This window comes from Cerasibacillus quisquiliarum (genome assembly GCF_014202495.1).
Taxonomy (GTDB): Bacteria; Bacillota; Bacilli; order Bacillales; family Amphibacillaceae; genus Cerasibacillus; species Cerasibacillus quisquiliarum.
Map to the genome: position 1 here is coordinate 1 of NZ_JACHHA010000007.1, position 21,237 is coordinate 21,237.

The 21,237-nt window shown below is 34.1% G+C and carries 24 protein-coding genes and 1 rRNA gene; 13 read left to right on the forward strand and 12 right to left on the reverse strand.

The features are described 5' to 3' along the window. Positions 1-94: ribosomal RNA gene (locus HNQ35_RS08920) — 16S ribosomal RNA — on the reverse strand; the annotation flags it as partial. Between the two features lie 503 nt (positions 95-597). Between HNQ35_RS08920 and HNQ35_RS08925 the strand changes: the two genes are divergently transcribed. After that, a complete protein-coding gene (locus HNQ35_RS08925; RefSeq protein ID WP_146937375.1) occupies positions 598-993 on the forward strand; it encodes a YgzB family protein in 396 nt (131 codons plus the stop codon). A 57-nt stretch (positions 994-1,050) separates the two neighbouring features. On the opposite strand, the gene perR is transcribed toward HNQ35_RS08925, so the two are convergent. The 3 genes from perR to bcp form a co-directional block, all read right to left on the reverse strand. Continuing rightward, positions 1,051-1,500, reverse strand: coding sequence for a peroxide-responsive transcriptional repressor PerR (gene perR, locus HNQ35_RS08930; protein WP_146937377.1), 450 nt, complete (start codon positions 1,498-1,500; stop codon positions 1,051-1,053). Between the two features lie 158 nt (positions 1,501-1,658). Continuing rightward, complete coding sequence (locus HNQ35_RS08935) at positions 1,659-2,606, reverse strand: D-2-hydroxyacid dehydrogenase (RefSeq protein WP_146937379.1); 948 nt, start codon at positions 2,604-2,606, stop codon at positions 1,659-1,661. 128 nt (positions 2,607-2,734) lie between these two features. Further along, the gene (gene bcp / locus HNQ35_RS08940) at positions 2,735-3,205 is read right to left on the reverse strand and encodes a thioredoxin-dependent thiol peroxidase (protein ID WP_146937381.1); all 471 of its coding nucleotides are present in this window, start codon (positions 3,203-3,205) and stop codon (positions 2,735-2,737) included. 225 nt (positions 3,206-3,430) lie between these two features. On the opposite strand from bcp, the gene HNQ35_RS08945 reads away from it, so the two are divergent. Continuing rightward, complete coding sequence (locus HNQ35_RS08945) at positions 3,431-4,306, forward strand: DUF1002 domain-containing protein (protein ID WP_146937383.1); 876 nt, start codon at positions 3,431-3,433, stop codon at positions 4,304-4,306. 289 nt (positions 4,307-4,595) lie between these two features. Here the strand turns inward: HNQ35_RS08945 and HNQ35_RS08950 are convergent, their stop codons facing one another. The 4 genes from HNQ35_RS08950 to mutY form a co-directional block, all read right to left on the reverse strand. After that, positions 4,596-6,371, reverse strand: a complete 1,776-nt coding sequence (locus tag HNQ35_RS08950) for an ABC transporter ATP-binding protein (RefSeq protein WP_146937384.1) — start codon at positions 6,369-6,371, stop codon at positions 4,596-4,598. Between the two features lie 118 nt (positions 6,372-6,489). Then, positions 6,490-7,020, reverse strand: a complete 531-nt coding sequence (locus HNQ35_RS08955) for a DUF402 domain-containing protein (RefSeq protein ID WP_146937386.1) — start codon at positions 7,018-7,020, stop codon at positions 6,490-6,492. 148 nt (positions 7,021-7,168) lie between these two features. Continuing rightward, positions 7,169-7,345 carry a gamma-type small acid-soluble spore protein gene (locus HNQ35_RS08960; protein ID WP_146937388.1) on the reverse strand — a complete coding sequence of 59 codons (177 nt, stop codon included), beginning with the start codon at positions 7,343-7,345 and terminating at the stop codon, positions 7,169-7,171. 87 nt (positions 7,346-7,432) lie between these two features. Continuing rightward, on the reverse strand, positions 7,433-8,497 hold the full coding sequence (gene mutY / locus HNQ35_RS08965) for an A/G-specific adenine glycosylase (RefSeq protein ID WP_146937390.1): 1,065 nt from the start codon (positions 8,495-8,497) through the stop codon (positions 7,433-7,435). Between the two features lie 101 nt (positions 8,498-8,598). Between mutY and HNQ35_RS08970 the strand changes: the two genes are divergently transcribed. After that, complete coding sequence (locus HNQ35_RS08970; RefSeq protein ID WP_146937392.1) at positions 8,599-9,585, forward strand: metal-dependent hydrolase; 987 nt, start codon at positions 8,599-8,601, stop codon at positions 9,583-9,585. A gap of 39 nt (positions 9,586-9,624) precedes the next feature. Here the strand turns inward: HNQ35_RS08970 and HNQ35_RS08975 are convergent, their stop codons facing one another. Further along, positions 9,625-9,960: a YfhH family protein gene (locus HNQ35_RS08975; protein WP_146937498.1), complete on the reverse strand. Its 336-nt coding sequence runs from the start codon at positions 9,958-9,960 to the stop codon at positions 9,625-9,627. An 82-nt stretch (positions 9,961-10,042) separates the two neighbouring features. Further along, positions 10,043-10,861, reverse strand: coding sequence for a recombination regulator RecX (recX, locus tag HNQ35_RS08980; protein ID WP_146937394.1), 819 nt, complete (start codon positions 10,859-10,861; stop codon positions 10,043-10,045). 96 nt (positions 10,862-10,957) lie between these two features. Between recX and HNQ35_RS08985 the strand changes: the two genes are divergently transcribed. Beyond that, positions 10,958-11,869, forward strand: coding sequence for a TIGR01777 family oxidoreductase (locus tag HNQ35_RS08985; protein WP_146937396.1), 912 nt, complete (start codon positions 10,958-10,960; stop codon positions 11,867-11,869). A 522-nt stretch (positions 11,870-12,391) separates the two neighbouring features. Continuing rightward, the gene (locus HNQ35_RS08990) at positions 12,392-12,946 is read left to right on the forward strand and encodes a GNAT family N-acetyltransferase (RefSeq protein WP_146937398.1); all 555 of its coding nucleotides are present in this window, start codon (positions 12,392-12,394) and stop codon (positions 12,944-12,946) included. Positions 12,947-13,242: 296 nt separating this feature from the next. Here the strand turns inward: HNQ35_RS08990 and HNQ35_RS08995 are convergent, their stop codons facing one another. Then, positions 13,243-13,521: a hypothetical protein gene (locus tag HNQ35_RS08995; protein ID WP_146937400.1), complete on the reverse strand. Its 279-nt coding sequence runs from the start codon at positions 13,519-13,521 to the stop codon at positions 13,243-13,245. A gap of 140 nt (positions 13,522-13,661) precedes the next feature. Here HNQ35_RS08995 and HNQ35_RS09000 point away from each other — a divergent pair, with 140 nt between their 5' ends. The 8 genes from HNQ35_RS09000 to HNQ35_RS09035 all read left to right on the forward strand — a co-directional run bounded on the left by HNQ35_RS09000 (position 13,662) and on the right by HNQ35_RS09035 (position 18,410). After that, the gene (locus tag HNQ35_RS09000) at positions 13,662-14,078 is read left to right on the forward strand and encodes a helix-turn-helix domain-containing protein (protein ID WP_146937402.1); all 417 of its coding nucleotides are present in this window, start codon (positions 13,662-13,664) and stop codon (positions 14,076-14,078) included. Between the two features lie 111 nt (positions 14,079-14,189). Further along, positions 14,190-14,537 (forward strand): DMT family transporter, encoded by a 348-nt coding sequence (locus tag HNQ35_RS09005; RefSeq protein ID WP_174771668.1) that lies wholly within the window; start codon positions 14,190-14,192, stop codon positions 14,535-14,537. Positions 14,538-14,540: 3 nt separating this feature from the next. Beyond that, complete coding sequence (locus HNQ35_RS09010) at positions 14,541-14,855, forward strand: DMT family transporter (RefSeq protein WP_146937406.1); 315 nt, start codon at positions 14,541-14,543, stop codon at positions 14,853-14,855. Positions 14,856-14,988: 133 nt separating this feature from the next. Further along, entirely contained in the window at positions 14,989-15,387 is a 399-nt protein-coding gene (locus tag HNQ35_RS09015; protein WP_146937500.1) for a GntR family transcriptional regulator, read from the forward strand. Next, positions 15,384-16,499 carry a DUF1648 domain-containing protein gene (locus HNQ35_RS09020; RefSeq protein WP_146937408.1) on the forward strand — a complete coding sequence of 372 codons (1,116 nt, stop codon included), beginning with the start codon at positions 15,384-15,386 and terminating at the stop codon, positions 16,497-16,499. The genes HNQ35_RS09015 and HNQ35_RS09020 overlap by 4 nt, the downstream gene beginning before the upstream one ends. Before the next feature lie 22 nt (positions 16,500-16,521). After that, a complete protein-coding gene (locus HNQ35_RS09025; RefSeq protein WP_146937411.1) occupies positions 16,522-16,725 on the forward strand; it encodes a PLD nuclease N-terminal domain-containing protein in 204 nt (67 codons plus the stop codon). Further along, positions 16,726-17,634 (forward strand): ABC transporter ATP-binding protein, encoded by a 909-nt coding sequence (locus tag HNQ35_RS09030; protein ID WP_146937413.1) that lies wholly within the window; start codon positions 16,726-16,728, stop codon positions 17,632-17,634. After that, complete coding sequence (locus HNQ35_RS09035) at positions 17,631-18,410, forward strand: ABC transporter permease (protein WP_146937415.1); 780 nt, start codon at positions 17,631-17,633, stop codon at positions 18,408-18,410. The genes HNQ35_RS09030 and HNQ35_RS09035 overlap by 4 nt, the downstream gene beginning before the upstream one ends. Positions 18,411-18,688: 278 nt before the next feature. Here HNQ35_RS09035 and HNQ35_RS09040 read toward each other — a convergent pair whose 3' ends face one another. Beyond that, positions 18,689-20,827: an ATP-dependent Clp protease ATP-binding subunit gene (locus HNQ35_RS09040; RefSeq protein ID WP_146937417.1), complete on the reverse strand. Its 2,139-nt coding sequence runs from the start codon at positions 20,825-20,827 to the stop codon at positions 18,689-18,691. Positions 20,828-21,237 lie beyond the last annotated feature (410 nt).

Below are 21,237 nucleotides of genomic sequence, written 5' to 3' on the forward strand. Positions count from 1 at the left end.
TCCCGAAGGAATCTTTCTGCTTCCCGCGCTCGACTTGCATGTATTAGGCACGCCGCCAGCGTTCGTCCTGAGCCAAGATCAAACTCTCCAAAAAAAGAGTTATTTTAAACGTATAAACGTTTATCTTAGCAATTTAATTAAAGAAAAACAGGGTTGTTTTTCTTGACATTACTGGTTGTTCTGTTCAGTTTTCAAAGTGCAATTTCTTCTCGCTCTAAAAGCGCGACTCTTATATAATAGCATACTTCACTGAGCAAAGTCAAGAGTTTTTTAAAAGCATTTTTATTTTTAATTTATAATTCGCTTTTTTTGGCGACAAATAAGACTTTATCATGATTGAAATGGAAAGTCAACAGCTTTTTTATTTTCTACATCGCTCTTCCAAACATTTTGTTTTATAACTCCCTTACATTATAGATATGTTCATCAATAATCCTATTTAATTATGAAAAATATAAAAATACGTCTCTATAAATAACAAAGATAAAGTAAATCTATTTACATTAAGGTACAAATAGATGTAGGATATAACATGAGTTAGTAACAATTGATAATATATTTATGCTATAGCTATATAAAATTAGGAGGACTTCTGACATGTCAAAGCTCGTCTATTCAAGTAAAATAAATAAAATAAGAACTTTTGCCTTGATTCTTATCTTCGCTGGAATTATTCTGATGTATATTGGTATTCTTTTTAAGAAGACAGAATGGCTTATGCTTACATTTTTTGTATTAGGTGTTATAAGTGTTATTTTAAGTGTGGTTATTTATTTATGGATTGGTATGCTTTCACTTAAAGCCGTTCCAATCATTTGTCCAACTTGCGAAAAGCCGACTAAAATGTTAGGACGTGTTGATGCTTGTATGCATTGTAAACAACCACTTACATTAGATAAAGACTTAGAAGGTCTAGAGTTTGATGAACGATATAATAAACGGACATACTTAAAAGAAGTAAAAAAGTCGAAGGAACAAAACATAAAAGAATAATTATAAATAAAAAATCTCGATTAGTCCATCTATCTAATCGAGATTTTTTCATAGAAATTATTGCTTTTCTTTATCAAGTTGCTGGCATTCTTGGCAAATCCCATAGACTTCTAGTCGATGATGCGACACATCATAGCCGGTTACTTGTGCTGCTAACTTCTCTACTTCATCAAGTGATGGATAATGGAAATCCTCAATCTTGTTGCATTTTTCACAAATAATATGGTAATGTTCGGATGTGTTGCAATCAAATCGACTTGAAGAATCCCCGTATGTCAATTCACGCACTAACCCGACTTCCTTTAATACACGTAAATTGTTGTAAACAGTCGCAACACTCATGTTAGGGAATTTACCTTCGAGTGCTTTATAAATGTCATCAGCAGTTGGGTGTGTCATTGAATTTAGCAAATAATCAAGCACCGCATGACGTTGTGGTGTTATACGGACACCAGCTTTTTTTAATGTTGCTATAGATTCTTGTAATTTGTTTTCTGCCACCGTCATGCACCTCGCTTTCACTTATAATTCCTAATTATATTTATTATATTATAATCCTTATAAATAGTTTACCTAAGAAACTGTATTTCTGTCAATTATCTTGTTTATAAGTGATAATAATTATTACTAAATAATATATTGTAATCTATATAATAATATTATTGTTAATATCCCCTTGTCACATCTACTTCATTTAGTAAAGGTTGATCCTTTGAGCGATACTTCTTCAAATTATCTTTAAATATATCTAAGGCTCGTGGCACATATTGTGGTGATATACCTGACAAATGTGGTGTTATTGTAATGTTTTCCTCTTTCCAAAATGGATGGTGTTCTGGTAATGGTTCTTCTTCAAATACATCTAGTATAGCATGAGCAATTTCTTTATTTCGTACTGCTTGAAGAAGGACGTCGCTCTTCACCAAATCTCCTCTTCCCATATTTAAAAATACTGCATGGTTTGGTAATAGACGGAACGATTCGTCTGTTAATAAATATTTCGTATCTGGTGTACTAGGTAAAACTGAGATAACAAAATCAGCATATGGTAATTGCTGATTTAGTTCTGAAGTTCGATATGTCTCATCAAAAAAATCTACGCGTTTTCCACTTCTTGAAATTCCTATTGTTTTCATGTGAAAAGCTTTAGCCAATCGAGCGACTTCTTGTCCGATCGCACCTGTTCCTAATATTACCATTGTTCGCCCACTTATCTCTTGCATTTTAATTGAACGATCCCATGTTGTTTTCATTTGATTTGTGATTAATGTTTTTGCTTGGCGATAAACTTGTAATAACATTGCTATTACATATTCAGCCATCGGGATTTTATGAATACCACGAACATTTGTAACGAGAATGTTCTGTTTTTTTATTGCTTCATGTGGTAATTTATCAACACCCGCCGATAAAACCATAATCCACTTCAACTGACTCGCCATCTCAATATAATCATTCGTTAAGTCTTCCCCGAATGTAACGATAATTTCAGCTTGTGGCAAATCAGATACAGCTTTAGATATATCATCACAAAATATAAACGTTTCATTCGGGAATGTTTGTATGAGATGACGATGATGTTTTTCGGAAATCTTTGCGGTTATTAAAATCATTTTGCTTCATCTCCCTTTTCAATCATTATCATTTTTTCTTTCTTATATTCTGGCATGTTTACATAAAATGGACAACTATGATCCATATAATAAAACAGCTCCATTAAAGAGCTGTTTCGTTGTTAATGTTATGATAGGTGTTCCTTTACATATTGGAGTGCCTCTTTGACATGGTCCTTCACTTTGACTTTGCGATATTCCTTTTTTAGAGTACCTTCTTTATCAATAATGAAAGTTGAACGTTCAATACCGTAATATTCGCGTCCGAACATTTTCTTCAATTTCCAGACACCATACAACTCTGCAACTTCATGATCTTCATCCGCTAAAAGTATAAACGGTAAATCATGTTTTGCTATGAACTTTTGGTGACGCTCAACTGGATCTGGACTTACACCGATAATGACTGTATCGCTTTCTTTAAATTCCTTGAAGTGATCGCGAAAATCACACGCCTGTGTTGTACATCCTGGGGTCATATCTTTTGGATAAAAATATAGTATGATGTTTTTTCCTTTAAATTGTGACAGGCTTACTCTTTCTTCGTTTTGGTTTAATAAAGAAAAGTCAGGTGCTTGTTTACCTACTTCAAGTGTCATCATGAATCCCTCCATATCTTATCTAATTAAAGCATAACGTATTCATGTTCTATTTCCTAGAAAAATGACATAATATCATTAAAGACGGACATGCCCACTCAATATGGAATAAGTATAACGATCAATTGTTTATTTTTTTAAAGCAATAAGGTATGATAAAATAAAATTGAATAACAACGCTTGTTCAAAACGTATCACCATGATACAAGAAAAGAGGTTTTGTTAATGAGAAAAAGACGTTTCTGGCTTATCTTACTTGTAGCATTATTACTTTTTCCAATAACTGCATCAGCTGATTTAATTGCTGGAGAAGAGATTATCACTTTAGGTGAAGATTTATCACCAAGCGATAAGCAAAAAATGTTAGATGAATTCGGTATTTCTGAAAATGATGTGGACATCGTTTACGTTACAAATGAAGAAGAACATAAATATTTAGGTGAATTTATTCCCGCCAGTCAAATAGGTTCGAATGCTATTTCATCCGCTAAAATTACAATAGGAAATAAAGGTGATGGAATTGTCGTTGAGACTAAAAACATCACATATATTTCAAATGATATGTACGTTAATGCTCTTGCAACTGCTGGGATAGAAGATGCCAAAATTCAAATTTCAGCACCTTTCCAAGTTTCAGGTACGGGAGCATTAACAGGCATCATCAAGGCTTATGAAGTTCAAAGTGGTGAAAAGATTGATGAAGAGCAAAAATTAATAGCAAATGAAGAAATGGTATTAACATCAGACCTCGTGAAAGACGGTGTTGATGAGGAAAACGCTACGGAATTTTTTAGAAAAGTAAAGGAAAGAATTTCTGAAGAAAATCCAAAATCTGATCAAGATATTCGGACAATTATTCAAGAAGTCGCGAAAGAATTAGGTATTACATTAGATGACCAACTATTAGACAAACTTGTTGAGCTATTTAAAAAAATAAAAGACTTAAATATCGATTGGAATAAAGTAAACGATACATTGAAATCAGCTAAAGACAAATGGGATGATTTCGTATCAAGCGAAGAGGGTAAAGGTATAATAGACGCGATCGTCAACTTCTTTAAAGCGGTTTGGAATTGGTTCATATCAGTCTTTTCTAAATAATCAACAAGTGTCTTGTAACCAAAGTGATTAATTAAAACGGTTTTAGCTCAATATAAAAGAGCTAAAACCGTTTTTTGTTATTAAATATCTTAGTAACAGTATTTTAAAGTATCACAGAAAAGGATTGAATCAATTAAATAAGTTGTTTCACTCCTTTTATTCATTGTTTAAGAATCGTAATGTACTTGTCTCGTTTTGTAATATTTAAAAACGCCAACATGTCATTTTAAATATTAGCATTCATACAGCGTAAAACATGCCGTAACAATCAATTTGTATGTCTTTTTTCTTAAACATGATGAACGGGTACCGTTGCTTCGTTCTTTAAATTTTGAACTTGATATAAATCGTAATAACTACCACGTTTTTCCATTAGTTGTTCATGTGAACCGACTTCAACTATCTCTCCATTCTCTATAACAACAATTCGATCAGCGTGGGTTATCGTCGCTAAACGGTGAGCAACGATAAAAGTCGTCCGATTGGAAGCTAACTTCTCCATCGCTTCTTGAATCATATGTTCACTTTCTAAATCTAACGCAGATGTTGCTTCATCGAAAATAAGAATCGGAGGATTTTTTAAAAAGACACGTGCAATGGCTACACGTTGCCTTTGTCCACCAGATAACTTTACTCCTCTTTCACCGACCAATGTTTGATAACCATGTGGTAGATTCATAATAAAGTCATGGGCATTCGCTGCTTTAGCAGCAGCAATGACCTCTTCGTCTGTTGCGCTTGGATTTCCCATGCGGATATTCATAGCAATAGATTCACTAAATAAAATATTATCTTGTAAAACCATTCCTATTTTATCTCTTAATGTACGGACTTTTACATCTCGAATATCTTTCCCATCAATACGAATGGCACCACCTGTCACATCATAAAAACGGGGTATCAAACTAACAATCGTTGATTTTCCACCCCCACTCATGCCGACGAGTGCAATTGTTTCGCCTGCTTTCACATTAAGATTTATTCCTTTTAAGACTTCTTGTTCTTCTGATTCATAGTAAAAATGAACTTGATCGAACTCAATATCACCTTTAACTTCATTCAACGGTTCAGCATCATCTTTATCTACGATGTCATACGGTTCGTTTAACAGTTCGTGCACACGGTCAATTGAAGCAATGGACTGTGTTAAAACCGTTGAAGAATTAATTAATCGACGAAGTGGACTATAAACACGATCCATAAAGCCAACAAAAGCGACCATTGTACCAAGGCTTAAATCTCCTGAAATGACTTGATAACTCGCAAAAGCAATGACTAATAACGGTGCTAAATCGGTAATTGTATTTGTAACAGCAAATGTTCTTGCATTCCAATTAATTTGGTTCATCGATTTTTGCCAGAAGTGTTCGTTTCGTTCAGCAAATTGCTCTTGTTCGTAATCTTCTAAAGCAAAGCTTCGTGTTACTGATATACCTTGGACACGCTCATGTAAATGTCCCTGTACTTCAGCTAAAGCCTGTGAACGCTCTCGTGTTGCCTTTCTTAATTTAGAGAAGAAATATTTAACAGCAAAGCCATATAACGGAAACAGTGCAATAGCTACGATTGTTAGACTAACATTCATCTTCAACATAATAAAAATAGCGATTAATATCGTAATAAGATCAAGCCAAACATTCATTAGACCTGTTACAACAAAGTTCTTCGTTTGTTCGACATCATTTATTACCCGGGAAATGATTTCGCCTGTCTTTGTTCGAGAATAAAACGACAAACTTAGACGCTGTATATGATCAAATAGTTTATCACGTATATCAAATAAGATTCGATTGCCTACCCATTGCGCTAAATATTGACGTGCATACTCTACTGGTGGACGTAACACAAGAAAAATAATGAATGCTGATCCCATCACCCAAGCAAGTCGAGATAGCTTATCTGCATGGTTTAAGGCTTCAGCCCCAATAATATCATCAATCACATATTTCAATATGAGTGGTAACAAAAGTGGAATAGCGAATTTGATAATTCCTATTATTATCGTCCAAAAAATGCGCCATTTATATGGTTTAACGAATTGCAAATATTGTTTAACACTATTCATATAAAGTATTCTTCCCTCTCTTCACTTTATTCTTACAATAAGAAAGCCTTGCTACAAGTTATGTAACAAGGAATTGATGTTTTTGTGATATATATGTCATTATATCATGAAATAACTCTTATGATCGGTAAGTCAAAAATCGTTCATACCAATAGTCAAGAAATCCCGGAACGAACGGTCCTTTTTTCTGATAGATCATTTGTTTTAAAATATCGATTTGCTCAAATAAAATTCGTTCAATGATTTCAGGATAATTCATCTGTTCTTTATGGAGTTCATATTCATCTTCATCTAATAATTTAATTGTCATATCAGGGTATACTTTTATATCAAGATCATAATCAATATATTTTAAAGCACCTTGATCATATAATATTGGTGAACTCATATTGCAATAGTAATGAACACCATCCGTTCGAACAGTACCAATGACATTAAACCAGTAATTCGAATGAAAATAACATACTGCTGGTTCCTTTGTTCTCCATGTGTAACCATCATATTCGGTTACTTTTGTTTTGTCATTAACACCGATATAAAACTTCTTTGTCGATTGTAAAATCATCGTTTCTTCCCAAACACGATGTAATGTACCATTATGTTTATAACTTTGAACTTCAACCCATGACCCGATTTTTGGCGCATTCATAATGAGGTCACCCTTCCTAACTAACAGGTGTTTATCATATCATAACGAAATATATCTTTTTCTTCCACTTGAACGACTTTTAGAAATCTTAAATTGAAAAAGGGCTTTCTAGTGGGAAGAAAGCCCTTTAAAATGTGGATTGGGGAGACTATTGTTTGTTTTGCTGTGACTTTTGGTTTTGCTTCTTTACATTTTGTACATCTGTTTCAGAGGCAAATTCAGTGCCAAACTGTCCTTGAGATTGTCCTTGTGCTGCTTGTTGGTTTTGTTGTTTCACCTTTTGTACATTTGTGCCTGCTTTCGACTTTTTTGATTTGTTAGCCATCCTTTTTTCACCTCCACATGTTCTAATCTGTCCATTTAATAAAATGTTATCCACTTTTTTTGCTGGAGGTAAAAAGACGTTTACCCCTTAAATATATTGCATCATCTTTTGATGCGGAACAGGAAACGGATAGTCAGCTAATGCTTCTTGAGAAACTTGTTTCAAACGGTCATTCTCTACTTTATCAGTCGTTTTTGCTTGAAAAATCTCAATATCCCAAATAAGATGTGTAAACACGTGACGTAATTCACCTTGCTTATTCTCTAAACGTATATGTATGCCATATTTTTCATAAACATATTTTGGTAAATGTTTTAGACACACTTCTTTTATCGGTATCATTGGAAATTGCCATAAATTAGCTAATAAACCTTCGTTCGGTCTTTTTTCAATCATAATTTGACCATGTTCATCTTGAATTAATAAAGAAATATATGATATACGTTTTTTCTTTTTTGCTTTTGATTTTACTGGAAGCCATTGTTCTATCCCTTCTGCATAGGCGCGACAATGTGATTGTACAGGACATAATAAACATTGTGGTGATTTTGGCGTACATATTGTTGCACCTAAATCCATTATTCCTTGGTTAAAAGCAGATGGATTTTCCTTTGAAATAATTTTACCTACAACCTTTTCAAATAAACGTCTTGTTTTTGCTTGTGCAATATCGTCTTCTATCTTTAAAACACGTGAGAATACACGCATAACATTTCCATCTACGGCCGGATATGGCTCATTAAAAGCAATCGACATAATAGCTCCACGTGTATATGGGCCTATTCCCTTTAATGTTAGCAGCTGTTTACCGTCATTTGGTACACGTCCATTATAACGAATAACGACATCTTTAACCGCTGTATGTAGGTTACGGGCTCGAGAATAATATCCTAAACCTTCCCAAGCTTTTAAGACATCTTGTTCATCTGCTTCTGCAAGTGCTTTAGGGGTTGGAAATTGTTCAATGAATCGCTGAAAATATGGGATAACTGTATCTACTTGTGTTTGTTGAAGCATAATCTCTGATACCCAAATCTTATACGGGTCTTGATCTTTACGCCATGGAAGATCCCTTTTATACTTGTTATACCACTCTATTAAATCAATTTGGAATCGAGTTGTATCAAAACCTTCTATAAGCTTTTCTATCATAATTTGTCACCCTTTGTGATACAATAATACTATTGAACATCGTCTTTTTAGCTATTCTTACTAAATATTAATGCGTCATTCCTGAGGAGGAAATTATTTAAATGGATACTGGCACCCATATCGTTATGGGCGTGGCATTAGCTGGATTAGCAACATTTGACCCTGCTATACAAAACGATCCCACTCTATTTCATGCTGTCTTCGCTGGAACGGTTATTGGCTCACACGCACCAGATTTCGATACGGTATTAAAATTACGAAACAACGCAACGTATATTCGCCATCATCGTGGTCTGTCACATTCACTCCCTGCCATTGCTTTTTGGGGAGTACTCGTCAGTTCTCTTATATATGCGTTTGTACCAGAAGTGTCCTATTGGCACTTATTGTTTTGGACATTTTTAGCCGTATGTATTCACGTGTTTGTTGATTTATTCAATGCCTATGGCACACAAGCATTGCGTCCTATTTCTAATAAATGGATTGCATTTGGTTTCATTAATACATTTGACCCGTATATTTTTGGTTTGCACATAATCGGAATTATCGCTTGGATCCTTGGTGCACATCCTGGATATACATGGTTCATAATCTATACGATTCTCATTCTCTATTATATCAAGCGATATATGGATAAACGAGAAATCGTTCATATTATTAAAAAACATATTCCGAATACGATCGACATCGCTACTTCACCTACGATTAAACATAATGAATGGCGTGTTGCTATTACGACTACTGACCGTTTTTTTGTAGGAACAGTTAGCAATGGTCATGTTGAAATTATTGATGAGTTTGTTAGAGCATCTTTACCTAACTCACCATTCATTAATATTGCTAAAAAAGATAAGAACATCGCAGCCTTTCTCTCTTTTTCACCAGTTTATCGTTGGGAATTGAACGAGATGGAAGATTATACAGAGGTTCGTTTTATTGATTTACGTTATCGCTCTAAATCGTATTACCCTTTTGTTGCTGTCGTGCAAATTAATAAAGATATGAAGATTATGAGCTCATATACAGGCTGGATTTTCTCAGAGCATAAATTACAAAGAAAACTTTATATCGGTGACCCTTTGTTATAAATGTAAAAGAGCAGCAGACGATTATTCTGCTGCTTTCTTCTATTTTGTTATTTTTTTACCTAAAAGTGAAATAGGGACTGCTTCTTGTTCTTCATATTCTTCACCTAGTAGATTAATCCGTTTTCCCCAAGCAAAAACACCGTCAATATAATCTATCCGAAAATGATGCCCTGGATCACCGTTCATTTCATACGTTTCCTTTGGTTTATAGTCATCTGGATTCATCATATAGGCTAAAGCCACTTGCATTTTACGTTCAAGAATTTGTACTTCACTAATATGACCAAACTGCTCTGCTTTTTGCAATTTTTCTTTTAACTCACCGACTATTTCTCGTAATTGTTCAACTGTGTAATCACTATATCTAATTTTTATTGGTTTCATTCATTGCATCTCCTTTATATATATTTTAAAGTGAATCAATCAATTGGACAATTTAAATGAATTTTTACTCACTTCATTCATCATAATCAGAATAATTATCAACGAATTGTTCAATCATATCAAAAGAAAATCCTTTACGATATAATCCTGCTTTTACTTTATTTTTTAATTCATAGCCATCATATTTTCGCTCTTGCTTCTTCCATAATTTTTCACCTTGATAAACTAATGCGCTCCACTCATTTTTCTCATCTTGTTCTTCTGATAAATATCGTGTTGCTTCTGAAATAATGTCTTTTGAAAAGCCTTTTTGCATTAAACCTGCTTTAATTCTGTTTAATTCCATCCGATATGAACGCTTCCCAGTACGAGCGAATGTTTTTTGAGCCCATTTCATTGCTTGTTCGATTTGTTGTTCTTTCGGATATTCCTTCATTGCAGTCATCACTTCTGCTTCTGAAACACCTTTTTGAATCAATTCTTGTTTTAGTAAGAGCGGACCTTTCATACTTGTTTTCACTTTTGTGCGAATATAACTTTCTGCAAACTTGAGATCATCAATTAATCGTTCTTGCTTTAATTGTTCCATTACGAGATCGATATGCTCAGGATTTACTTCCTTCTTCTTTAAATAATCTTCTATTTCTTTCTTTGTCCGCATACGATAACTTAAATACCGAATCGCCAGATGATAAGACTTTGAAACATCATCTTGCTCTTTTAGAAGAGCAATGGTCGCATCAGTTAATTGTTTACCTTTATGTAATCGATGTGAGACGAGCACATCTTCATCAACACTAAAGCCATACCTTTCTCTTTCACCGTCTGTAAGAAAAATATTGTAGCGAGATGCATTCTTTTTCTGGACAGAAATACGTGAAATTTTAAACATATTATCTTCCTTTCCTTCTTCTATTTATCATAACATGGTTATGTTATGATAAGAATAATAAGATGCTTTGATTTGTTAATTTTGGAGGGGTTTCAATTGAAGATTTTATTAACTGGTGGAACGGGTTTTATCGGAACCCAGCTGATGAAACACCTGCATAAAGAAAGGTATCACACGTATGTTCTAACGAGAACACCGTATCAATATCATAATCATTCTTTAGCTACGTACTTATCTTATGATGACGCACATGAGCAATTAAACAAAGTTGATGTCATCATTAACTTAGCCGGAGAATCATTATTCGGTTATTGGACGAAAGATAAACAAGAAAAAATTATAAGGAGTCGGATAGAAACGACTGAATGGGTTATCACATTCATTAAGCAGTTAGATGAAGCACCAAAGCTACTTATAAACGGATCAGCTATCGGTTATTATGGAACATCAGATGATGATATGTTTACAGAAAACACGACTGATGCTGGTAATGATTTTTTAGCAAAGGTCGTTAAAGAATGGGAACAAACTGCCCAACAAGCAGAAACGTTCGGCGTCCGTACTGTTTTCACACGTTTTGGTATCGTACTTGGCAAAGAAGGTGCACTTCCCCTCATGGCTCTTCCAGTGAAATTCGGTCTCGGTGGTAATATTGGAAACGGTCAACAATGGTTATCATGGATTCATGTTGAAGATGCCGCTCGTCTTATGATGCACATCATTAATGATGAAAGTATTCGTGGACCAATTAATGTAACCGCACCAAATCCCGTTCGACATAAAGATTTTATGAGAACATTAGCCGATGTTTTGAAACGTCCCTATTGGTTGCATACGCCCGCTTTTTTATTTCGTGCTGCAACTGGAAAAATGAGCTTTCTCATACTAGAAGGGCAATACGTACTACCTAAAAAAGCGATGGAACATCAATTTAAGTTTATATACCCACACTTAGAAGACGCTTTAAATCATTTGTTAAAAAGGAAGCAATCGTTTACCAGCGATTAAGATCATGAACCACCTCTTATGCTTAGGGGTGGGTTTTTCATGTCATTGCATGTATGATTTATGATGTCGAATCTAAGGAAATAAACACAAAGTTTACAGGCTTCTTCAATGTCATATGAATACGATATTAAACGACCATTTTAATAAAGTTCTTATGCTAAAAAACAACTCAGTGCACACGTTCATGAACAATTCAATTTTTGTACATTATTTTTTGTAAAAAAGGATTCCCTTTTTGAATAAAACATTGTAAAATATAATTCAGAAAAGAGGTTTTATAAATACGCTAATCAACCTAAAATTATATAGCTTGATGAGAAACATTTTACAGACGGACGTCAAAGTCGTTTGTTTATTGGGAAGGCAAATGGTGCGCCACCAGTTTGACTGGTTCTAGTAGGTTCGATTCCTACCCCGAATTTTTGTTTGAAGTTTAATAAAAATTCGCGGTGTGGGATTGCCTACTGTTTCCCTACAATAACGTTGCAAACCCACCCGCTAAAAATAAGGGAGGGTTTTTTTATGCTGAAAAAACGTGATCTTCACGAAGTACCGGTATTATTTGAGTTAATGTCTCATCCAGAGGTTTTCCCTTATGTGAGACAGAAGGCAACAACAGCTGATGAATTTTATTTCATCACCAAACAAACAATTGAAGCAGAAGAAAGGGGGGAACTCATTTCGCGGACTATTCTCGATGAACAGTACCAACCGATAGGAACAATTAACCTATTTGATATTGCGAACGATTACGGTTTTCTAGCAACTTGGATTGGTCGACCTTATTTCGGTAAAGGATATAACGGACTTGCTAAGACACAGTTCTTTAATGAAGTATTTAGTGAAACACATATTCAAAAAATTTTATTAAAAGTTCGTCATACGAATGCTCGGTCATTACGCGCCGTACAAAAATTACCATATGTTGAAAAGGCCAACTTTCTATATCCAGTACAATATGAACAAATAAATGCCCAATCAGAATATGTGTATGATTTGTTTGTTATTCATAAAGAAGGTTATTTCGCTTATCAGCAAATGACACAAATAACTCATTCACAGGTAAGAGCAAACTAATGCTAATGTGTAGTAGATAGTCAGTTTTTCACATATTTGAAAAATTAAAAGAGGATGTTTACATTTGGGTAAGTTCGTAGGAAATAAATGAGAAGCAGAGTTTTAAGTATCATGAATGAAAGCTTAGAACTCTGTTTTTATTTGCTTAAGAGACACATCAGTGTTATCTTTATTCACATCCTTCTTGTTGATAAGTTGTTTTTGCTTGTGGATATTGTGGATATGATCTTTAATATGTTTATATTTATGTCATTATCTAATATAAATTTGTGTGTAACCCTGTGAATAAATATTTATTATCTATCTTCGACTAATTTCAAAATAATTTGCCACGCTTTTATTTCTGCTTCTTTTTCAGATTTACCAAAGCCATAGCCAGTTAAAATATTAGTCGATCCGAAAAGAGCCGCCGCTTGCCAAATATTTTCTATTTCTATATCTTTTATAAATATTGTGACTGTCTGCATCTTACCAACATGAATTGAAAAGTCAAAATCGCAAAACATCATTCTCAATATCTTTGATTTTGTAAGGACTGTTACCGATGGATGGTATAACACTAAACAACTAATCATACATGCTTCCACTCCCCTTATGTTCTGTTTGGTTACATTTTAACATATGTTCCCCTTTAGAACAAAGGCTGAGATTTCCACATGTTACCATGAAATATAATACAATTTCTAACAAAAACTATATTAGAGTGTGATACTAAATGATAGTCGAACGGATAGCACATAATATTAAAATATTTCGCGAACAACAAAATTGGTCACAGCAAACATTGGCAGATAAAATGCATGTTTCAAGATCAACGATTACAAAATGGGAAACGAAGGTTGGGACACCTGACATTAATTCTTTAGTTAAATTAAGTAATATTTTTGGTATTACACTCGATCATTTAGTCGGTACAGACACATACCATAACGAATTACTGAAGGAATTTAAACGTGTATATGGATCTAAGAATCAGTCTTTTGATGATGAAGTTGCTGAATTAATTAGCTATATCATGACACACCCTGAATTAAAAAAACAAATCTTACGTTTGAAAAATTTACCTATCCAAAAACAAATATCCATTCATCGACTTCTCGCTGATTTAATCGATGAAATAGAACAAGTGTAAACCAGATATAAATCTGGTTTTTTATTTTTATATACTTTTTAAATATCGTGTTATTTAAGGCTGTTTAAGATACAATAAAGTCGATGATTCATATGATAGGAGTGTATGAATGTGGGTTGGATTTATGTTTTGTTTGCTGCGATTATTGAGGTCGTTTGGGTGCTTGGTCTTCGATTTTCGGAAAGTCTCATTCACTGGGGTGGAACAATTATCGCTATTATTTTGAGTTTCTATTTTATTATCAAAGCTTGTGAAGAACTTCCTTCAGGTACAGTGTACGCTGTATTTACAGGTTCAGGCGCTGCTGCAATTGTATGTATAGATATTATTTTTTTCAAGGCCACATTCTCATTTTATCAATTATTTTTTATTATGCTTATTATTGTTGGTGTCATCGGTATTAAACTGACTTCTGATGAAAAGGATTCTGAAAAAGAACACGTCACAGGGGCTGAATAACGAATGTATTGGATTTATTTAGTGATAGCGAGCTTTGGTGAAATATTCGGAGTAGCAAGTATCAACTTATATTTACAAAAAAAATCGTGGAGCCGTCTTTTCCTTGTCGTAATAACATTTAGTTTCGGTTTTTTATTTTTAAAATTAGCTATGAATGGAATCCCATTAGGAACAGCTTATGCTGTATGGACAGGATTAGGTGCAGCAGGCGCTGTCTTAATAGGTATTGTATTTTTTCGTGAATCAGCTGACTGGAAACGGCTTGTTTTTTTACTTTTAATTATTTCAGGAGCTATTGGATTAAAAATCTTAGAATAATTCATGCATACATAAGAAAGATAATGACAACATTATTAAGGGCTCATAAAGGTCTTTTTTAAAATGTTGTATTTTTTATATGTCTGTTATATATTATATATAACAGTTATTACGGAGCAAAAGGATGACGGATATGTTAATTCAACTCGATATGGAGTCTAAAGAGCCACTATATACACAACTTAGAAATCAAATAGTAGAGGGGATTGCTTCATATCAACTTAAACCAGGTGATGCACTTCCATCAGTACGGACATTAGCCCAAGACATTGGAATTAATTTGCATACGGTTAATAAAGCATATAAACAGTTAGAACAGGAAGGTTTTCTTATCATACAACGACAAAAGGGAGCACTTATTCATCCTGGAGGCGTGCCAAAAGCAGATGATCGTTACTTGCATGAACTTACAAATGTTTTAAAGCCAATAATTGCTGAAGCGAAATGTCGCGGTATTGCCTATGAACAATTCACTACTATATGTCAAGAAATATATTTGTCATTACACAAGAAAGGAGATAACACATCATGAAGTTAACACTTAGTCTTACATTATTATTAACGATGATTCCTATTTTTATTGCTATTGTTTGTATGCCGTTTTGGACACGAAAAACAGTTAGTTTCGGAGTAACGATACCAAGAAATGCATATGATCATCCTGAGATTAAAAAGATGCGGAAAAGTTATGTCCTTATTTCGAGTATTTTTGCCTTATTTGTCACAGTTGCCTTTCTTGTTGCTTCTTTTATTGGCGATGAGTTAACAGCTGGCATTTTATACCCTATGCTTATCATTCTCTATATCGTCGGTAATGCGTTTATTTATTTACCCTTTTTTCAAAAAATGCGTGAACTTAAAGAAGCTCAACCTGAATGGCACACTAAGTCAAATATTATAACAGTTGATACATCGTTTCGTAAAAACAAACTTACCTATTCTAATAAATGGTTTATTCTTGCTTTTACTATCTCTTTTATAACAATTGTTGTAACCTTGATTGGATATGATTATCTTCCTAATGATATACCAACGAGATATGACTTTAATGGGGACATATTAGAAACTGTACCTAAAACATATCGTTCTGCCCTCCTTTTGCCTATTTTACAAATTTATATGACGCTACTATTCCTTTTTATAAACACCGTTATAAAAAATGCTAAACAACAAGTGGAACATACTGAACCGGAAACATCCTTACAACGAAATATCACTTTTCGAAAAAGATGGTCATTGTTTACGATAATAAACGGAACAGGACTTATCGTCTTATTAACCCTCTTACAACTTGCTTTAATGATTCCTATTAATCAACAGCTTGTTGCGATGATGCTTATTATTTTCATTACGATTGTCATCATTTGGGCGCTCTTTCTATCCTTTACAACTGGTCAAGGTGGCAGCCGTCTAAAAAATACAACCTCTGGTAATTTATCACATAAAGATGGTCATGTCATTCATCGAGATGATGATAAACATTGGAAATGGGGTATCTTTTATGTAAATCGAAACGATCCGAGTATTTTTATTGAAAAACGATTCGGTATAGGATGGACGAATAACTGGGGACATCCCGCTTCATGGATCATCTTTCTTATTATTATCTTAGTGCCAATTATATTAATTTTAGTGATTAAATAAATTTTTACGAGGAGGTTAAGAGATGTTCGAAGGCTTAGAACAAATCAATTGGGGGATTATTGCACCGCTTATAGTCATTCAGCTTATCTTAATGGTTATTGCGCTTGTTGATTGGTCTAAAAGGGAAGTGACAAATGGTCCAAAATGGTTATGGTTACTTATCATTATTTTCGTAACGACACTTGGTCCTATCTTCTACTTTATCTTTGGAAGGCGTGACGATTAAATGACTTTATTAGCCGTTAAAGATTTAACGAAAACATATGGCAGTCACACCGCTGTTAAACATGTTAGCTTTGAATTAACAAAAGGCAAATGTATCGCACTTCTTGGTCCAAATGGAGCAGGAAAAACAACGATTTTAAGAATGCTCGCTGGTTTATTAGCTCCGAGCACAGGGTCGATTACTTTTTCTGGTTATAAACCAAATCAAGATATTCGAAAAGAAATTGGCTACCTTCCACAATATCCTGCATTTCACTCTTGGATGACAGGAAGAGAATTTTTAATTTATAGTGGGCAACTTCATTCTCTTTCAAAAAAGGAAGCACTGGAAAAAGCCGACCTTTTGCTAAAGAAGACGGGTATATATGAAGCGCGTCATAAACGGATTCACACGTATTCAGGTGGCATGAAACAACGGCTAGGCATTGCTCAAGCAATTATTCATCAGCCAAAACTTCTTATGCTTGACGAACCCGTATCTTCATTAGACCCGATTGGACGCCGAGATGTATTAACCTTAATGGAAGAGCTAAAGGAGAACATGACAATCTTATTTTCTACACATATTTTATCAGACGCTGATGAAATAAGTGATGAATTACTATTATTAAAGCAGGGACATTTACTTGAATCAGGTCCAATTAATGATTTACGAAAAAAATATCAAACGGCAATGATTGAACTACAGTTTACTGGAGATATAGCCTTGTATGAACAAAAATTATTGGAACTACCTTCTGTAACAAATGTCATCAATAAACGGGATGTACTTCATATTTCTGTCACAGATGTTGAACAAGCACGTGATGAAGTGATACAGAAAGCCGCTCTTGAATTATGGCCGATTACACAATTGACTATGAATCATTCGACGTTGGAAGATTTGTTTATGAAGGTGATGACAAAATGAGACAGTGGTACACCATTTTTCAAAAAGAAATGCTTGAAAATTGGCGAAATTTTAAGTGGGTATGGGTTCCACTCGTCATTTTACTATTATCAATTATGGACCCGATTACAACTTATTATATGCCTGAAATATTAGATGCAGTCGGTAATCTTCCAGAGGGAGCTGTCTTTAAAATGCCAACACCAAGTCCTGTCGAATCCATCATGATGAGTTTATCACAATTAAATACATTAGGTGTATTAGTCATCATCTTAATGTCCATGCAGACGATTACTGGTGAAATAAAAAGTGGCGTATCTGAAATCATTTTGGTAAAACCAGTGAGTTATTCCAATTACGTCACTGCTAAATGGGCGAGTTTTATCCTTATTAGCTTAGCTTCACTTTTTGTCGGTCTCATTGGCTCTTGGTACTATACGAATCTCCTATTTGGTGATTTGAATTTTATTGATTTATTAAAAGTATTTGCCTTTTATAGCTTATGGTTTATGTTTATCATTAGCTTATCTATCTTTTTTAATACAATAGTTAAAAGTCAAGGGATCATCCTCTTCTTAACAATCGTAGTTGTGATGGCTTTAAATTTATTAACAAGTGTATTAGGGAAATATTTTAACTGGAGTCCTAGTCAACTATCCCAACATATTGAGGATATGTTACTTACAAATCATATCAGTACCGATTTGATAATGAGTGCAATTATAACAATTGCTGCGAGTCTTCTTTTATTAATCGGTTCTATCACTTTCTTCCAATCAAAAAAAATCGTAGAATAACTAATTGTTTCTGCGTTTTTTATTATTTTTTAAGCGTTCATTTTCCTACTAGTAAGTGTGTAAATCCTAAATTCTCGCGGATACACCGTTTACTTCTATAAAAAATAAATGTGAATGATCAATTGATTTAACCATAAATCATTAATTAATCATATTGGCCCATCTGATCAAGCATATGTAGAATAATGAATTACATTTTAATATTCGAATAGAAGATAAAAAAAGAACGTTCAATAGTCAAAATGACTTTTTGAACGTTCTTTCTGTTATGATTTAATCTATACTCTATGCACTTGAATTTCATCGTTTTTTACATCGATATGGACATTTTCAATCGTGCCGTATTCAAGTATTAAATCTGTTAATGGATCTTCAATCTTATCTTGAATGACACGACGAAGTGGTCTTGCTCCAAAGCGTTTGTCATAACCGAGTTGTGCGAGCTTTTTCTTCGCTTCATCTGTAATGGTAAATGTGATGTTTTGATCTTCAATTCTATCTTGCAAATCATCAAGCATCAAATCGACTATTTGTACAAGATGTTCTTCTTCAAGGGTATTAAATTCAATTATCGAATCGAAACGGTTTAAAAACTCTGGTTTGAAGTAGTCACTTAAACTTTCAAGGGTTGAAATCGATTCATGGCCCTCATTATTAAAACCGACATTCACTTCTTTCACTCCAGTACCAGCATTACTTGTCATAATCATAACGGTATCCTTAAAGCTCACTGTTCGACCTTGTGAATCTGTTAAATGACCGTCTTCCATGATTTGTAGGAACATATTTTGCACATCTGGATGTGCCTTTTCAATTTCGTCTAGTAAGATAATTGAATAAGGATTTCGGCGCACTTGTTCGGTTAATTGACCTGCTTCCTCATGACCTACATAACCTGGAGGAGAGCCAATAATTTTTGAAACAGAGTGTTTCTCCATATATTCACTCATATCAAGTCTAATCATCGCATCACGTGAACCAAATAACTCTTCAGCAAGCACTTTTGTTAATTCTGTTTTACCTACACCTGTTGGTCCAACGAATAAGAATGATCCAGTTGGACGATCTTTTGCCTTTAATCCAGCACGACTTCGACGGATTGCTTTAGCAATTTTTTCAACTGCTTCTTCTTGACCAATAACTTTTTTACCAAGATTTGCTGCTAAGTTCTTCATCTGTTCTTGTTCATCTGCTTGTAGTTTCGTAACAGGTATGCCTGTTTTTTCCTCTACTAATAGTTGAATATCGGAAATATCAACATGAATGACTTGCTCTTTTCCTTTAGCTTTTTCAAGTTGCTTTTCTAATTGAATTTCTTGATATCTAAGATTCGCTGCGCGTTCATAATCTTCTCTTTCAGCCGCTGCTTCTTTTTCCTTCTTAATTTCAGCTAGCCGACTTTCAATTTGTCCAGAATCTTTACTAGCATTTTCTAAGTTCAAGCGTGAGCCGACTTCATCCATTAAATCAATGGCTTTATCAGGTAAGAAGCGATCTTGAATGTAGCGAGCTGATAAAGTTACAAAGGCACGTATAGCTTCATCAGAGTAACGGACTTCATGGAATGCTTCATAACGGTCCTTAATACCATTTAAAATTTGAATGGCTTCTTCAATCGTCGGCTCCTCTACAATAATTGGTTGAAAACGTCGTTCAAGAGCAGCATCTTTTTCAATTTGTCGATACTCTTTTAATGTCGTTGCACCAATTAATTGCATCTCACCGCGAGCAAGAGCTGGTTTTAAGATGTTTCCAGCATCCATTTGTGAACCTTCTGCTGTACCTGCACCGACTAAAAGATGGATTTCATCAACAAATAAAATCACATCTTTTCGAGATTGCAACTCTTGAATAAGTTGTTTCATCCGTTCTTCAAACTGACCACGAATCCCTGTGTTTGCAACTAAAGAAGCAACATCGAGTAAGTATACTTCTTTATTAATCAGTTTAGCAGGGACGTCACCTTGAACAATTTTTAAAGCTAATCCTTCAGCGATTGCTGTCTTACCTACACCTGGTTCACCAATCAAGACAGGATTATTTTTATTTCTTCTATTTAATGTCTCAATCACACGCTTAACTTCTTTATCGCGTCCAATAACGGGATCAATTTGATTTTTCCGTGCTTCGTCAGTTAAGTTTTTACCAAGTTGATCTAATAATCCATTGCCATGATTTGTTTGTTCTCGAGTACGTGTTCCCGCACCTTTACTAGGTCCATGACCTTGAAAGAATTGATTTGCGAAATCATCAGCATTTCCAAATAATGAATCAGAGAAAAACGATGTCGGATTAACCATCTTTCCTTGAATTTCTTTAAAGCATGTTTGACATAGACGTAAATCCGTACGTTGGTGATTCAATTGCATTGTAACATTGACATTCGCTTCATTAACTCCACATTTTTGACATTTCATAAATATACTCCTCCTTGTAAATTTTTTTATTCTATTGACTGCTCATTATACGTTTGACTTTAACTAACAACTATTGACTAAATTTATCTGCTTTTGACTTTGACTATCTTTGACCTTCTGACTATATTATACTCTGACCTTCTTTGACTTTCAAGTCGTTTGCTTAAAAAACTTATTATCTTATTTATGCGTATCGTTCGGGAAATAATGAGGTTTCAATTTAATAATATACAATGTAAGAGACGAAATTTTATGCGTGTTGATTTCATCGCAATATCTCAAGGTAATTTTTCATAAGAGAGAACACGTTAAAGTACAATGTGAGGTCTCAATTTATATTCTTCACGTGAGAGAATACGTTGATACTCTCAATGTCATGTCTCAATTCATGTTCTTCATGCGAGAGAGAA